Below are 16040 nucleotides of genomic sequence, written 5' to 3' on the forward strand. Positions count from 1 at the left end.
AAAAATTGTTTAATACTCTTTTTATTGTTTTAACGATTTTTACGCTTCAAATCCTTCAGCAACAGCCTCAGGATAATTTTCTTCAACGATAGTGGCACAACGCCCACATAAATGCGGAAGTTTTTCATTTTCACCAACGTCTGTGCGCACGGCACGACAGCGTTCACACGTTTCCCCTGCTCCTTTTTCCACAAGAATCGACATATCCTCAAATTTTTCAACATTTTCAGGAACTTCAGCTGTTAAAGCCTCTACCTCAAAATCAGAAACAATCAATAATTGTGCGACATCTGCATCCACAGCTGTTAACAATTCTTTGATTTGTTCATTCGGATAAACCGTTACTTTCGCTTCTAACGATTTACCGATCAATTTAGAATTACGCGCTTCTTCCAACGCTTTTAAGACATTATCTCTAAAGTCCATGAACGCAGCCCAAGTATCTAATAATTCTTGTTGATTTGTAAACTCTTCATAACTTGGGAATTCAGCCAATTGAACGTACTCTTCGTCTTCTTTCAAGAAGCTCCAGATTTCCTCGGATGTATGCGGAATAATTGGTGTTAACAATTTTGTTAATGAAACAGCTATTTGATAAAAGACTGTTTGCATACAACGTCTTTGGTAGTTATTTTCTGCTTCAATATACACTACATCTTTAGCAAAGTCTAAATAGAAAGAAGATAAGTCTACCGTTAAGAAATTCATCACTGAACGATAAATTTGCATGAAATTATATTTCTCATACCCTTTTTCACGAATTTCTTGGATTACTTGATTTAAACGAACCATCATATATTTATCCACAGAACGTAACTCTTCATACGCAACAGTATGTTCTTTGGGTTCAAAATCACTTGTGTTTGCTAATAAGAAGCGCATTGTATTACGGATTTTACGGTACACTTCAGACACTTGGTTTAAGATATCCATAGAAACGCGTACATCAGCTTCATAATCTACACTACTTACCCACAGGCGCAAAATATCCGCACCCATTTGTTTGATTACTTTATCTGGTAAAATTGTATTTCCCAATGATTTACTCATTTTACGGCCTTCGCCATCCAGCGTAAACCCTTGTGATAAAACAGCTTTATAAGGCGCTACACCATTGATAGCAACACTTGTTGTAATACTCGAATTAAACCAACCACGGTATTGATCAGAGCCTTCTAAATACATATCAGCTGGGAAAGTTAGTTCTGGACGTTGACGTAATACGGCTTCATGAGAAGAACCTGAGTCAAACCAAACATCCATGATATCATTTTCTTTTGTAAATTCACCATTTGGAGAACCTGGATGTGTATATCCTTCTGGCAATAATTCTTTTGCCTCACGTTTGAACCAGATATTTGATCCATGTTCAGCAAATAAAGTTGCCACATGTTCGATTGTTTCTGGTGTAATGATTGCTTCACCGTTTTCAGCGTAGAAAATTGGTAATGGTACGCCCCACGCACGTTGACGAGAAATTACCCAGTCACCACGATCACGAATCATGTTGTAAAGACGCGTTTTTCCCCAAGGAAGAATCCAATCCACTTTCTCAACTTCATCTAAGATATTTTGGCGGAATTTATCGATTGATGCAAACCATTGTGGTGTTGCACGATAAATGACAGGTTTCTTTGTACGCCAGTCATGTGGATAACTATGTGTAAAGAAATCTAATTTTAACAGCGCATCTTTTTCATCCAGTAAGGCCGTGATCATGGGGTTTGCTTTATCGTAGAAAACTCCTTCAAAGCCTGGTGCTTCATCTGTATACACCCCACGATTATCCACAGGTGAAAGAACGTCTAAATTGTATTTTTTCCCTACGATATAATCATCTTCACCATGTCCTGGAGCCGTATGAACTAACCCAGTACCTGCATCTAATGTTACATGATCCCCTAACATAACTAATGATGTCCGATCATAAAATGGATGCTGTGCTGTCATGTATTCCATGTCTTTGCCAGCAATTGTTTCAAGAACCTCAACGTCATCCCAACCGATTGCTTCTTTGACTGTCTCTAAAAGATCTTTAGCAACAACGTATTTTTTACCATAGGCTTTGACAACAACATATTGATACGCTGGATTCACGGAAATTCCTAAGTTTGCTGGAAGTGTCCAAGGTGTTGTCGTCCAGATTACAAATGACGTATCTGTATCTAAAATTCCTTTGCCATCTACTACTTTAAAAGCAACATAAATAGAAGCTGATTTAACATCTTTATATTCGATTTCTGCTTCCGCTAGTGACGACTCACTTGATGGAGACCAGTAAATTGGTTTCAATCCTTTATAGATATAGCCTTTTTCCGCCATTTTACCAAACACACGAATTTCAGCTGCCTCATAAGTTGGATCCAGTGTGATATAAGGATTTTCCCAATCTCCCGCAACCCCCAAACGTTTAAAATCAGCACGTTGAGTATCAACTTGCGAACGAGCATACTCTTCACATTTTTCGCGATATTCAGCTAAGGTCATTTCTTTTCTTTTAATCCCTTTATTTGTCAATACTTGTTCGATCGGCAATCCATGTGTATCCCAACCAGGAACGTAAGGTGAGCGGAATCCTGACATAGATTTTGAACGGATAATGATATCTTTACTAATTTTATTTAACGAATGACCTAGATGGATATTTCCATTGGCATATGGCGGTCCATCATGTAAAACAAATGTTGGTTTGCCTTCGTTTAATTCTTGACGTTTTTCGTAGATTTTTTTTCTTCCCACTCTTTTTGCCATTCTACTTCACGATTTGGCAAATTCCCACGCATTGGAAAAGCTGTTTTTCCCAACTGTAATGTTTCTTTCATTTTCATTTTTATTTCCTCACTTTCGTTTATTGCTATTATTTATAAAATATTGATTGTGGATAAATTAATTATTGTGTAGCCCAAATCATCTACTCTGGCAGAACCAATCGTAGTCTTTCAATTTTTAGTGTTTTAGCGCTTAGAAATTGATGAGATCGAAACGAAGTGTAGTGATTCTTAGCAAAATAAAAAGCACCTTCATCCCAAGGGACGAAAGTACTCGCGTTACCACCCAAATTTAAAATAATCGATCAACTCAATTATTTCCTCTGTTAATTGGTAACGAAATCACTCGTCAAGTTTTACTTTATTCAAACTTGAAGTAAAATAGAGGATCTTTTCAATACCAGGGTCTGTCAAACTTTCACTATCATTGACTCGCTAAAAGAATGGTTATTGACTTTTCTGTTCTATTTATCTACAGAATTATTTAAGATCTTGATTTAATAAATCAAGCATTGCTTTTGGATCAATTGCAGCTTTTTCAAGTGTAGGTTGTTCTTCTGTTACAATCGGTTCTGTAGCAACATCATCGCTCTTATCAAGTTCTTGTGCTAAAACTTCTTTAATAACAGTATGTGAGTCACTTACGTAACTTGAGAAGGGTTTTAATAGTTCATTCCATTCTTCACTCTTCACCTGTTCCAGTTGTGCTTCTAACATTAAGCTTAAACGTTGATGGAAGACACGTGTTTTCTTCTTCAAATCATCGGTTTCAGCAGCTAATTGACGTGCACGGTCCGTTGCGTCAGTTAGAATTTCTTTTGCTTTTTCTTCTGCAGACGTAATAAGATTGCTTGAACGTTTTTCAGCAGAAGAAATCATTTCATTTGCTGTATTTTCAGCAGAAGTAACGATTACTTCTGACTCTTTGTTCGCACTCGTTTTTACTTTATCAGCAGTGTCTTGTGCTACAATAATAGATTGATTCAATGCGTCTTTTAATTCATTGAAATATTGTAATTTTTCTTCTGCGTGTTTTAATGATTTTTCAAGCTCACGTGTTTTTTGAAGAGAATCTTCATAATCTTTCGTTACTTGATCTAAGAAATCATCGACATCATCTTGGTTGTACCCTCTCATTTTTGTAGAGAAGTTCTTATTTTGAATATCTAATGGAGTTAATGCCATATTCCTTCACCTCTTTGGATTATTTTCGTAGAACTCCCAGTAACAAACGAAACTTGTCCTTTTTCGTCTTCCCCTCTAACTCTTGAATTTGGATTCGCCCAAACCCTCTAATAGATACAATATCTAATAAATCTACTAAAAAATCTGGTCTTGTATTTTCTGTCCAATTCACTTTGACTTTTCCAGATTCGATCAATTGTTTTGATCTCTGTCTAGATATATTATATACGCTAGAGATCAAATTATCCAGACGTAACGAACTTATTGTTGTCCGCTCATGCATCCAATCATCTTTAGGAAGAATCATCTCTGTATATTTTCTTTTTTCTACTCTTACTGATATTTTCCCGATTTTTTCTACCTGATTTTCAACGAAATTTGCTATTTCTTTAGCAATAAAAACTTGCCATTGATTGCCATCAGAAATAATATCGCCAAAATAATCCCGTTTGATCCCAGTGTTGACTAAGGTACCCAATACCTTACCGTGGGATAATGTGGAAAACTTTACAGGATAAACAATTTCTAATAATTCTACTTCGAAATCTTCTTCCTTTGGTTCGTAATAATCAGGAAAAATCAAACAGCGTCTTCGTTCAGCTTGTTCATATCCACCATAAAACTGAAATTCAAGTTCACTATTTTGACGAATCAACGTCTCTAAGATGTATGCTTGCCTCGGATCTAAGAAATCCGATAAGTAAGGAGCGTACTGACTTTCAACTTGCTCCAACCAATCACCAACGGAATCAATAAAAGGATGCTCATCTTTGCGAAAATGTTGATACACATTTGCGTTCATAGATAAATCATCCTTTCTTTTATTAATACAAGATTAGTTGTAAAATTCGTCCCAGTCCACTCGCGGCTAAATTCAACACAATGATTGCAATCATTACATTAAAACCAACCATACCTATTCTCAAATTTAATCGATCAAATAAGCTTAAGTAAGGTTCGGAAATTCTTGAAATCAAACGACCAAACGTAGAATCATAAGCTCCTGGAAACCAAGATAATAATGCATATATGATTAAAACGCCTGAATAGATTTGAACACCTTTGTATAATAGAAATATAAATAGAGCGATACTCATTACCTCCTAACTAAAAATCAAACATTTGTTTCTTAGCTAACGATTGTGCGGTAGCACTATCGATTTCTATGTTTGACGGCGTACAAAGAAAAATTTCATCGCCTACTCGTTGAATGTCTCCATCTAATGCATAAACAGTTCCTGTAAGAAAGTCCACAATTCTTCTTGCTTGATTTTCTTCCACTAAATGAAAATTAATCAACACAGCGTCACTTGCAATAATATGTTTAGCGATATTCATTGCTTCAGAATAAACTCTTGGTTCAATAATCGTGATTTTTCCTGGTTTAACTGAACTATGTGTTTCTTGCGAACGTTTAGAATTTGAGTTATTAGAACTACGCATGGAGACAACCTTTTGCTCATTAAATGCTGTTTCCTGACGGCTTTCTTTCTTATCTTGTTGTGTTTCTGTTGAACGATAACGAGCAGATGGTTTTTCGGTTAAAGGCTCAGTTACAGTCGGTCTTTGTACCTGTGCTTGTGCTTGTGATTGTCGAACCGCCTGTCTGGGCTGTTCATTCACAACCTTTTGCTCTTCGTATTCATCATAATTATCATATTCATCTTCACCAGATAATCCAAAAAAGCTCGATAACGCATTTTTACTAAAAATTGACATAGATTCCCCTCCTTTACGCACCTCTGAAAATTGCTGTTCCGATTCGTACAAAAGTTGCACCTTCTTCAATAGCAATTGAGAAATCATTACTCATTCCCATGCTAAGCTCTGTACATGGTGCATATGACAGATGCTGATTATTTACTGCTAGTTGCAATTTTTTCAACTTAGAAAACACTTCGTGAAGAACTTGCTCTGAAGCATTCAACGGCGCCATAGTCATTAACCCTACGACTTTGATTTTATCAAATGCTGCTAATTGCTGAATAAACGCGATAACATCATCTGAATTTAATCCGTGCTTACTTTCTTCGCCAGTAACATTCACCTCAACGAAACAGGCAAGTTGCTTCTCAGCTCGTTTTTGGATTTCTTCGGCTAATTTCAAACTGTCCAAAGCGTGAAAATAATCTATCTCATTTATTATTGATTTTACCTTCCTACGCTGTAAATTACCAATCAAATGCCACTTAATAGATGGAAAGTTTTTAAGTGCTATTTTTTTCTCTAGTAACTTATCGACTCGGTTCTCAGCCATATTCTCAATACCAAGTTCAGCAAGCTCCTTGGCAATGTCTTTTTCCACTGATTTGGTTACGGCAATCATTGTTATATCATTGTCTGAACGAGCTGCTTTTTGGCATGCAAGCTGAATGTCTTGATTTATTTTTTCTATGTTATCAACAAGCATGCTTAAAAATCGCTCCTATCTTTTTCTGCGGAAAAATGGTGGTGTATTTAATTCATCGTCATTATTTTGTGATGGCTCTTCACGATGAAATGTTTCAAAATCTTTTTTCTCAACATTTTCAAATGTTGTATCTTCAACTTTTGGTCGTACGTTTTGCTCACGTCGGATATCCCAATCACCAAAAGCACTTGTCTCTTCTTGAGGTTGCGGTTGTGACGGTTTTGATTGTTCCATATCCAAAACGGGTGCTTGTTGCACTGTTTGGATTTGTGTAGGTCTGCTTTGACGTTGTGATTTACGATCTTTTTTTGAAGGATCGATTCCTGTCGCAATAACAGTAACACGAATTTCGTCGCCTAGATCTTCATTGATTGACGTACCTAGAATAATATTTACATCACCAGTTGCGGCACTTGTCACGATATCAGAAGCATCTTGTGCTTCAAATAATGTCATATCTAAACCACCCGTGATATTTAGCAATACTTGTTCAGCGCCATCAATAGATGTTTCTAATAATGGAGAAGAAATAGCTTTTTTAGTTGCTTCGATAACACGGTCTTCACCGCTAGCAACACCGATTCCCATTAAAGCAGTGCCTTGGTTTTCCATTACAGTCTTCACATCAGCAAAGTCCAAGTTAACATAGCCTGGAGCTGTAATTAAATCTGAAATACCTTGTACGCCTTGGCGTAATACATTATCTGCTTCACGGAATGCTTCAAGCATTGGTGTCTTTTTATCTACAACTTCTAATAGACGATTGTTTGAGATAATCAATAATGTATCGACATTTTCTTTTAAAAGAGCAATTCCTTCAGCTGCGTAGCGTCCGCGTTTTGGTCCTTCAAAGCTAAATGGTCTTGTGACAACACCAACTGTTAATGCACCTAATTCTTTTGCGATTTTAGCAACAACAGGAGCAGCTCCTGTTCCTGTTCCGCCGCCCATTCCAGCAGTGATAAAGATCATGTCAGCACCTTGTAAGGCATCTGAGATTACTTGTTCACTTTCTTCTGCTGATTTTTGGCCAACTTCGGGTTGAGATCCAGCACCTAAACCACGTGTATACTTAGGTCCAAGTTGGATCACTGTTTCTGCTTTTGAGTTTTTGAGAGCTTGTACATCTGTATTTGCAGCGATAAATTCAACGCCTTTGACGTTTTCATCGATCATGCGATTAACAGCATTGCCGCCACCGCCGCCTACACCGATAACTTTAATGACAGCGCCATTGTTAATGTTATTGTCTAAAGAAAATTCCATAGTATCGTTTCCTCCTGTTTGAATTGTTAGTCAAAAATGTTTGAGAAGAAGTCTTTTATTTTACCTGTAACTTTTTCACCAGATTCGTGAATTTCAGAATCGTCGTAATCATCTTGAGTTATATCTGTATAAGTATCATATTGTACTTCTTGTTGAACTGCAATTGGCTGTGATGACTTGATCTTTTCGCCTGGAATCGCACCCTTGGCAATATGATAAATGTCATTCAGCTGAGCAGAATATTCTACAATACTGATCACATTTGTAAAGACTGGGTTACGTAATCCCATATGGTTCGGTACATATAGTTTCACACTTGCATCAAAAATTTCTTGTGCTAAATCAACGACACCCGGAAGGCTTGCGCCACCGCCAGTTAAAATTACTCCACCAGGAAGTTCTAAAGCATCGATTTCGTCTAATACTTCTTTAGATTTCTTAAAGATTTGTTCAACTCTCGCTTCAATCACTTCGGAAAGGTAACGTTCATCAACTTTTACAGGTTCAGACTTACCAATCACATCTACTGGAAATTCTTCACTTACTGATGTTCGTTCAGGATAAGCATCACCATAATTGATTTTTAGTGCTTCCGCGTTATTAAATGATGTATTCAATACGATCGAAACATCTTTAGTGACAAACTCTCCACCTTCTTGGTTTACATGAGTAAATTTCAATTGTTTATCATGCATCACAGATGTTGTTGTTTGTCCGCCACCCATGTCAATCACAATAGTACCAAAATCTTTTTCACCATCAGAAAGAACTGTTTCAGTTAGGGCTAATGGCATTATCACTAATTCATTAACTATTAAGCCTGCTTTTTCAACGCATTTTCTAGTATTGTGAATAATTGTTTTCGGACCTGTAAAGACCACTCCGAACATTTCTAAGCGAACGCCAATCATTCCCCGTGGATCTTTAATCCCTTCGAATCCATCCACCGTGAATTCTTGAGGCAAGATTGCTACGATTTGACGTTCAGGAGGAGTTGAACGAACCAGAGCTGCAGATGCTACGTTTCTTACATCTTCATCAGTGATTTCTTTTGACTCACTACTTACAGCGATCATTCCTTGGCAATTTTCAACTTCAAGTAAGTTTGCTGGTAACCCCACATTCACACTTTTAATTTGAATTCCCGCTTTTTCTTCTGCTTGTTTTACTGCTCTTTGAATCGCATTAACTGTTTTATCTATATCGACAATGATCCCTCGATTTAATCCATCAGATTTTGCGTTTCCTACGCCGATGATATTCATTTGACCTTCGATAAACTCAGCAACTACAACTTTCACTGATGTTGTACCGATATCAAGGCCTACATACATTCCTGTCTTTGCCATGAATGGGGTTCCTCCTCCTATTAATTCCAATATGTAAGCGGGCAAAAAACACCTGTTTACATATATATTTTTTATGAATACTCACTTCTTTCAATTTTACCATAAACATAGGCTTTTTAGAAAGTAGATTCTACTAATTTGTTGTTTTATTTTTTTTTATATTATTCTAAGACCTGTGAAGATTCTTCCACACTTTCTTCTGTCTCCTCATTCTTAAATGGATATGAGAAGATTCCCACTTCCATATCGATGATTCCTGGTTTCTCCATTTGGCTTGCTACCTTGCTATAATACGCCATTTTCTCATCTAATTGAGAGATATTTACGATTACTTCATTGGCATCTTTCATATTAATATTAATCAACTCTTTGTTTGCTTTTGATGGAGCATACCGAATTTCCGAGATATTTTGTTTCAATTCCTCAGGCAGTTTGTTATAAGAATTCATTAAATTTTTTATGATCGACTGATCTTTGAAGTTTAGAAAAATGGGCATACCACTTATAGGTGCTTTCATCTCTTCTGGTAAAATTTTCCCATTTTCTAAAATCGGATGATAATTAGGATGAACAGATTCTAAAGCAACTACTTTATATTCTTCAATTTTTATATTGAATGAATTGATCCCACTTAATGAAATCGTTGCTTTTTTTACACGGGGGATTTGACGCTTGATCTTATCTTCATAAATTTTTCTATCCCCAAACTGTTCCCACAAACTTTGGTCCTTCTCTAATTTAGACTGAGCAATGATCTCTTGACTATTAACATCTTTAGTTCCTGTCACACTAATCTTACCTAACTTACTAAGTGGCGAAACAAAATAAAGTACAATGAGAATTGCTATCAAAAAGACTGAAACGATCAATGTCAATCTACGAAACAATCGTGTATTTCGTACTTTTTTTATTTTTGGTAAGCGGTCTGCAAAAGATTCGTAAGTTTTCTTTTGTTTTACTTCCGACTCCTCTGAAGGCGTTTCGTCGTCTGTTTCAGTGTTTTCATCTTCAACAGGCTCTTCTTCTTTTTCATCTGAAACCACAGAAGGGTTCCATACTGGCTTGTCGCCTTGCTTTTTTAAATATTCTAGATTTTCTTTTTGCCATGGGGTCAGATTTTGCTCATCTATTTGTTCAGAATTATCTAATTTTTGGTCTTCTTGACCCCCTGAATTGTCTTTTTTCTTACTAATCTTTTACACCTCCTATCAAGTTATCTCTTTCACCACTTTGTACAGTCTTTCACCGGCATCTGGAATTCCTTCTTTTTTAGAAGCCTTAGCCATAGATTGATGGCGGGATTCATTTAACAAAATTTCATCGATTGTTGTTGCTAGATTAGAACCAGTAAGTTCTTTGTCCGCGATCATCTCAACTGCTCCAGATTTGACTAAACTTTGGGCATTCTTTGTTTGATGATCATTTGTGACGTATGGACTTGGTACTAAAATCGCAGGTAATCCTAACGCTGTAAATTCTGCGATAGAGGTCGCTCCAGCCCGTCCAACCATTAAATCTGCTGCGGCTAAAACCTCAGCCATTTTATCAATATAAGGCTGAATACTGATGTTTGTCAATTTTTTTTCTGAAAGTTTTAATGTTTCTTGTAATTCTTTATAATATCGCTCGCCTGATGCGTATAGAACTTGATACTCACGCTGTTCAAATAGAGAGAAGGCTTCAATGAACGCTTGATTTATTTTCAATGCACCACGGCTTCCACCAAAAATTACGACTGTTTTTTTGTTAGGGTCTAGTCCATATTCTTTTAAAACATCCGTTTTCTCGATCATCACGACTTCTTGAGCTCTTGGATTCCCTGTCAAAACGACCTTATCTTTAGGAAAATATTCAGCAACATCAGGAAAACAAATGGCTACTTTAGTCGCATATTTACTTAAAAACTTGTTTGTCATTCCAGGTATACTATTTTGCTCATGTATGATGGTTGGGATGTTTAACTGCTTTGCCAAGCATAGACCACCGAACCTGAGACATAGCCACCTGTTCCAATGACAACATCAGGTTGAAACTCTTTAATAATTTTTTTAGCTTTTCCGATACTGTTTAGGAAAAGATAGACTGTTTTAATATTCTGAGGACTGAGCGAACGACGAAACCCTTGGATTCTGATCGTTTCAAACGGAATATTGTATTTTGGCACAATTTTGCTCTCTAGGCCTATTTGTGTTCCAACGTACATGAACTCAGTATCAGGATTTATTTGTTTCATATAGTTCACAAAGGCTAAAGCTGGATAAATGTGTCCACCTGTTCCGCCGCCGGTTATTAATATCTTCATAATTATCTCACTTTTCTATGTCTTTTAGCTGGTGCATCGCTTGGATAAACGCCTCTCCGCGCAGTTCAAAATTAGGATACTGATCCCAACTTGCGCACGCAGGCGATAATAGAATAGTATCATTTTTTTCAGAAAAATCATAGGCTTCTTGTACAGCCGTTTGAACGTTTTCTGTCAAATAGATTGTTTTGATTCCGGCTTCGACTGCTGCTTTGTGCAGTTTATCTTTTGTTTCACCGAAAAGAATAATTGCCTTGATTCCTTTTAGTGAGGGAACCAACTCATCAAAGCTATTTCCTCGATCTAGGCCACCGGCTAATAGGACAAGCGAAGAGTGATCAAACCCGCTTAAAGCCATCTCCGTAGCCAAGATATTAGTCGCTTTTGAATCATTGTAAAATTTTCGTCCTGAGATTTCGCCAACATATTGCGTGCGATGAGGTACTCCAGTAAACACCATTAAAGTTTTTCTGATCACCTCTGTTGGAGTATCTTTTAATTTAGCAACAGAAATCGCAGCCAATGCATTCTCAATATTATGACTGCCTGGTACACCAAGTTCTGCTGCCAGCATGATATATTCTTCTTTGAAGTAAATTTTCCCGTCTACAAGATAAGCACCGGCAACTTTTTCTTTCGTTGAAAATGGAATAATTTCAGCTTTTGTTTGCTTGCTTAACTCTTGTAATTCTTGCTGGTTCCAATTTAAAACAAGAAAATCATTTTCTTGCATATTTTTTTGTATTGCCCATTTGGCTTTTACATACTCTTCTCTTGACCCATGATAATCTAAATGTGCTTCGTAAATATTTGTGATTACAGCTATTTGTGGACGAAAAGTTTGGATTCCCATCAATTGAAAGCTTGATAATTCCATAACAATATCATCTGCTGCACTAGCTTTTTCAGCAACTTCGCTTGCTGGATAGCCAATATTCCCAGCTAAACGAGCAGTGCCATTTTTACGCTCAGCATTCAGCAGCAACCCAATCATTGTAGTGGTTGTTGTTTTCCCATTTGTTCCCGTAATCCCAATAATAGGACATTCTGCGATTTGATAAGCAAGCTCTACTTCTGTAAGCACAGGTAATTGTATGCTTATTGCTTTTGCTACCAAAGGATTTGAATAAGGAATCCCTGGATTCTTTACGATCAAAGAAAAATCTTCATCTAAAAGTTCAATTGGATGCCCCCCTGTAACAACACGAATACCCAAGGTTAATAAATCTTGGGCTTCAGGGTTTTGATCAAATTGTTTAAAGTCATTTACCGTTACTAATGCACCTAGCTCATGCAACAACTTAGCCGCACTAACACCACTTTTAGCAAGTCCAAGAACAAGGACTTTTTTATTTTCATACTCTGTAATTTTTTTCATTATAATTTCCCCTTATCTTAGAAAAGCTGAATGAAGTGTTGCTTCTTGATGCTAGACTTTTTTTATCTAGGACTCTCTAAAAAATAATCCATAATGTGATAGCTGAACAAATAGCGCCGGTTAACCAGAAGACAATATCAATTTTCCATTCAGACCAACCACACATTTCAAAATGATGATGAATCGGCGACATTTTAAAGATTCGTCTACCAAACAGCTTAAATGAAGCAACTTGTAAAATAACACTCGCTGTTTCACATACATAAACCAATCCGATCAACAATAATGTCCACTCTTGACGCAATATAATTGAAATCGCCGCCAACAAGCCGCCTAAGGCAAGTGAACCAACATCACCCATAAAAATTTTAGCTGGTTTTCTATTATATGGGAAGAAACCTAATAGCCCACCGATCACACTTAAACATATGATCACAACATCAAATTGTTGCTGCTTCCAAGCAATGATGGCATATGTACCAAAGGAAATCGTCCCTAAACCTGCGACCAATCCATCGATCCCATCAGTTAAGTTCACAGCGTTGGAAAAACCAACCAACCAAAAAATGACGAATACGCCATAAAAAATACCTAAAGGCAACGTCATAACACCAAATAAATCTAACGTATCAGGTAATCCTTCTGAACGGTAAACAAAATAAAATACTAACCCGCCAATGATTTGACCAATCAATTTTTGACGGGAATTTAACCCCATGTTTCTTTTTTTAAATACTTTAATAAAATCATCTAAAAATCCCAATAAACCATAAAGAACTAAGATGAATAAAATAATCAGTAAAGAAGGAGTGAGTTCTTGTTTCCATAATCCCACTAATAATGACGTGATAAAACTTGCAACTAAGAATACTAAACCACCCATCGTTGGCGTGCCTGTTTTTACGTTATGCCAAGTCGGACCGTCTTCACGTGTTGTTTGTCCTTGTTTCTTCATTTGGAAGTAACCGATAAACATCGGCATTACCGCCACTGTTATCGCAAAACTACATACTATGGGAATAAAAATTTGTGTCCACTCCATGATATCTCTCCTAATTATTCAACTCGTATTGGTTTACTTTTTCATTTATTTCGCCACATCTTCAGTTGCAGCTGAGTCACTATCCATCGAATCCATTACAACTTTCATCAACGGATTAGCAATTTTAGCAAGTGCATCTCTAGTGTAGGTTTGAGGTTTTTTCATTGTAAGATACAAAATATATTCTGGATTATCTGCTGGTACCATTTCTACAACAGAATAGGTATAATCTGTTAAACCAGCCATGTATCCATTTTTTCCAGTGATTTGAGCTGTACCTGTTTTAGCCGCTACATGATATCCTGGAACTTTGTAAACGTCATAAGCAATACCATAATTAGGATCTTCTACTGTATCGATCATATATGTTCGAATATCACTTGCAGCTTGTGGTGTAATGACCGGTTGCCCTACTTTTTCTGGTTGAGTAACTTTTTCTTCTCCAGTATTTTTATCTACAATTTTACTGATATACTGCGGCTTCAACATTGAACCGTCATTGGCAATTGCTGTATAAGCTTGCATCATTTGGAAGTTTGTAACAGAGATTGCTTGACCAAATGAAGACATCGCTTGATCGACCCAGTTATCTCCTGGAAGTTCCCCTGCTGACTCCCCTGCTAGATCTGAATTCGTTGATTTACCAAATCCAAATTTTTCCAGATACTCTTTCCACTTGTCGCCACCAATCATTTGCTCTAAAGTAAGCATCCCTACGTTACTAGACCAAGAAATAGCCTGACGGAACGTCAAAGGCCCCACTGCACCAAAATCATGATCGTTTACAGTTCTGTCATCTAATTTATAACCGCCAGCTGGATAAGCAAATGTTGTATTGGGGTTAAACTTCCCTTCTTGCATTGCTGCGGCTGTAGTGAAAAGTTTCATAGTGGAACCTGGTTCGAACCTATCTTCTACTAACAAGTTACGCCATTCTTTTATTCCTTCTTTTGTTTCAGGATTGAATGAAGGTCGTTGTGACATGGCAAGTATTTCACCAGTTTTTGCTTTCATCAGCATTGCTGTCATATCTTCTGGTTTGTATTCTTCAACAACTGGATCTAATAATGATTCCAATTGGCTCTGTATACGACTGTCGATCGTTGTATAGATATCTTTGCCATCTACAGCTTCTTTTTTACTAGCAACTGTACCAGGTAAAGGATTTCCATATACATCTTTTTCATATTCGATTTTGCCATCTTGCCCTTTTAAAATATCATTGTAAGACTCTTCTAAGCCCATTTTCCCTACTAACCCTTTTGAATCGTCTTCAGCATCGACAGAATCTGTATACCCGATAAAGTGAGAAGCAAAGACACCATTAGGATAAATTCTAGCTGGATGTCCTTCAAAATAAAGTCCAGCAAGTTTTTTCTGTTTTAATTCATCTTCAATTTTTTGTCTAGTTTCTAACGTGATGTTTTTTCCTTTGCTTCCAAATTCAACTTGAAACTTCACGGTACCATCTTCGTTGACACCTTTATTTAAGTAATTTAGTGCTTCATCTTTAGATAATTCTGTGTTTCTATCTAAGATTTCAGCTAAAGCATCAAAATCTTTTTTCTGTGCATAAAGTTTTTTATTATCTTCGCCAAGATAGGTTTCTGATAAAATAGCGTAGACGGAATATGAAGTAGCATCTTCTGCGATTACTTCGCCGTTACGATCTAATATCGCACCTCTTTTGGCTTTAACAACTTTACTACCTTGATAAAGGTCCGCTGTTTTTTCTGGCAAAGAAACACCAGCGACTTTACCAACAGCCACAATATACGTTAATCTAAAGGCAAATAAAAAGAACAATCCAATACTCGTAGCAAATAAAATAATGCCTACTTTTTTACGATTGTTCATTGGATTTAAGTTCTTCTTTTTGACAAAATTCTTTATTTTATTTTTTGTGCTCATCTATTTCACTTTCCTTATATTTCCTTATTTTACTTTCTTAATATTCTCAATATTATCAGAAAGACCTTTGCTTTTTGCAACTTCCTTAATACGATCTGCTTTTGATAATTCATTTTTTTGTTGCTCTAATTTCAAAGCTGATTCTTCTTTTTCTTGGATCGTTGCTTGTGTTTCAGTGATTTGGTTCGTCATTTGTGTAATAGATGTACGTACTTGAATGGTGAGAATTGCTATTCCAATAATCGCTACTAACAATAAAAAGCCGATTGCCTTTTCTAAAAGTGAGATATTTCTCAACTTCCTTTTCGGTGATTGGGGTAGGTCTACATTTTTTTGAACTTTAGGTTCATTATTTGGACCTTTGACTGGTTCATCCATCACTGGAATATCATATTGAAAATCTTCCATTTTTTTTAACTCAGCCATGTC

At 36.6% G+C, this 16040-nt stretch carries 12 protein-coding genes and 2 pseudogenes; all 14 read right to left on the minus strand.

Annotated features, from left to right (window positions below; genetic code table 11):
• Positions 1–39 precede the first annotated feature (39 nt).
• The 14 genes and pseudogenes from ileS to ftsL all read right to left on the minus strand — a co-directional run bounded on the left by ileS (position 40) and on the right by ftsL (position 16037).
• Positions 40–2828: pseudogene (gene ileS / locus AC1PU0_RS13120) on the minus strand (isoleucine--tRNA ligase).
• 420 nt (positions 2829–3248) lie between these two features.
• Complete coding sequence (locus tag AC1PU0_RS13125; protein WP_206849652.1) at positions 3249–3953, minus strand: DivIVA domain-containing protein; 705 nt, start codon at positions 3951–3953, stop codon at positions 3249–3251.
• Between the two features lie 19 nt (positions 3954–3972).
• Positions 3973–4755 (minus strand): YlmH family RNA-binding protein, encoded by a 783-nt coding sequence (locus tag AC1PU0_RS13130; RefSeq protein WP_111248623.1) that lies wholly within the window; start codon positions 4753–4755, stop codon positions 3973–3975.
• A gap of 22 nt (positions 4756–4777) precedes the next feature.
• Entirely contained in the window at positions 4778–5050 is a 273-nt protein-coding gene (locus AC1PU0_RS13135; RefSeq protein ID WP_069655296.1) for a YggT family protein, read from the minus strand.
• Between the two features lie 10 nt (positions 5051–5060).
• Positions 5061–5672 carry a cell division protein SepF gene (locus AC1PU0_RS13140; RefSeq protein ID WP_206849650.1) on the minus strand — a complete coding sequence of 204 codons (612 nt, stop codon included), beginning with the start codon at positions 5670–5672 and terminating at the stop codon, positions 5061–5063.
• 13 nt (positions 5673–5685) lie between these two features.
• Positions 5686–6363, minus strand: a complete 678-nt coding sequence (locus tag AC1PU0_RS13145) for a YggS family pyridoxal phosphate-dependent enzyme (RefSeq protein ID WP_069655294.1) — start codon at positions 6361–6363, stop codon at positions 5686–5688.
• Positions 6364–6378: 15 nt separating this feature from the next.
• On the minus strand, positions 6379–7629 hold the full coding sequence (gene ftsZ, locus AC1PU0_RS13150; protein ID WP_069655293.1) for a cell division protein FtsZ: 1251 nt from the start codon (positions 7627–7629) through the stop codon (positions 6379–6381).
• A 26-nt stretch (positions 7630–7655) separates the two neighbouring features.
• Positions 7656–8978: a cell division protein FtsA gene (gene ftsA, locus AC1PU0_RS13155; RefSeq protein WP_111248622.1), complete on the minus strand. Its 1323-nt coding sequence runs from the start codon at positions 8976–8978 to the stop codon at positions 7656–7658.
• Between the two features lie 161 nt (positions 8979–9139).
• A complete protein-coding gene (locus tag AC1PU0_RS13160; protein WP_069655291.1) occupies positions 9140–10093 on the minus strand; it encodes a cell division protein FtsQ/DivIB in 954 nt (317 codons plus the stop codon).
• Between the two features lie 93 nt (positions 10094–10186).
• A pseudogene (gene murG / locus AC1PU0_RS13165) lies at positions 10187–11280 on the minus strand (undecaprenyldiphospho-muramoylpentapeptide beta-N-acetylglucosaminyltransferase).
• Positions 11281–11287: 7 nt separating this feature from the next.
• On the minus strand, positions 11288–12658 hold the full coding sequence (murD, locus tag AC1PU0_RS13170; RefSeq protein ID WP_206849648.1) for a UDP-N-acetylmuramoyl-L-alanine--D-glutamate ligase: 1371 nt from the start codon (positions 12656–12658) through the stop codon (positions 11288–11290).
• A 76-nt stretch (positions 12659–12734) separates the two neighbouring features.
• Entirely contained in the window at positions 12735–13700 is a 966-nt protein-coding gene (mraY, locus tag AC1PU0_RS13175; RefSeq protein WP_069655288.1) for a phospho-N-acetylmuramoyl-pentapeptide-transferase, read from the minus strand.
• 45 nt (positions 13701–13745) lie between these two features.
• Positions 13746–15611, minus strand: coding sequence for a peptidoglycan D,D-transpeptidase FtsI family protein (locus tag AC1PU0_RS13180; protein WP_069655287.1), 1866 nt, complete (start codon positions 15609–15611; stop codon positions 13746–13748).
• A gap of 24 nt (positions 15612–15635) precedes the next feature.
• The gene (ftsL, locus tag AC1PU0_RS13185) at positions 15636–16037 is read right to left on the minus strand and encodes a cell division protein FtsL (RefSeq protein ID WP_069655286.1); all 402 of its coding nucleotides are present in this window, start codon (positions 16035–16037) and stop codon (positions 15636–15638) included.
• Between the last annotated feature and the right edge of the window lie 3 nt (positions 16038–16040).

This window comes from Enterococcus sp. XAF26B05_ASV22, assembly GCF_056727285.1.

Bases quoted from the DNA above. Each gene is read 5' to 3' on its own strand.
- AC1PU0_RS13125 (WP_206849652.1), bottom strand. From the start codon at position 3,953: ATGGCATTAACTCCATTAGATATTCAAAATAAGAACTTCTCTACAAAA.
- AC1PU0_RS13130 (WP_111248623.1), bottom strand. From the start codon at position 4,755: ATGAACGCAAATGTGTATCAACATTTTCGCAAAGATGAGCATCCTTTT.
- AC1PU0_RS13135 (WP_069655296.1), bottom strand. From the start codon at position 5,050: ATGAGTATCGCTCTATTTATATTTCTATTATACAAAGGTGTTCAAATC.
- AC1PU0_RS13140 (WP_206849650.1), bottom strand. From the start codon at position 5,672: ATGTCAATTTTTAGTAAAAATGCGTTATCGAGCTTTTTTGGATTATCT.
- AC1PU0_RS13145 (WP_069655294.1), bottom strand. From the start codon at position 6,363: ATGCTTGTTGATAACATAGAAAAAATAAATCAAGACATTCAGCTTGCA.
- ftsZ (WP_069655293.1), bottom strand. From the start codon at position 7,629: ATGGAATTTTCTTTAGACAATAACATTAACAATGGCGCTGTCATTAAA.
- ftsA (WP_111248622.1), bottom strand. From the start codon at position 8,978: ATGGCAAAGACAGGAATGTATGTAGGCCTTGATATCGGTACAACATCA.
- murD (WP_206849648.1), bottom strand. From the start codon at position 12,658: ATGAAAAAAATTACAGAGTATGAAAATAAAAAAGTCCTTGTTCTTGGA.
- mraY (WP_069655288.1), bottom strand. From the start codon at position 13,700: ATGGAGTGGACACAAATTTTTATTCCCATAGTATGTAGTTTTGCGATA.
- AC1PU0_RS13180 (WP_069655287.1), bottom strand. From the start codon at position 15,611: ATGAGCACAAAAAATAAAATAAAGAATTTTGTCAAAAAGAAGAACTTA.
- ftsL (WP_069655286.1), bottom strand. From the start codon at position 16,037: ATGGCTGAGTTAAAAAAAATGGAAGATTTTCAATATGATATTCCAGTG.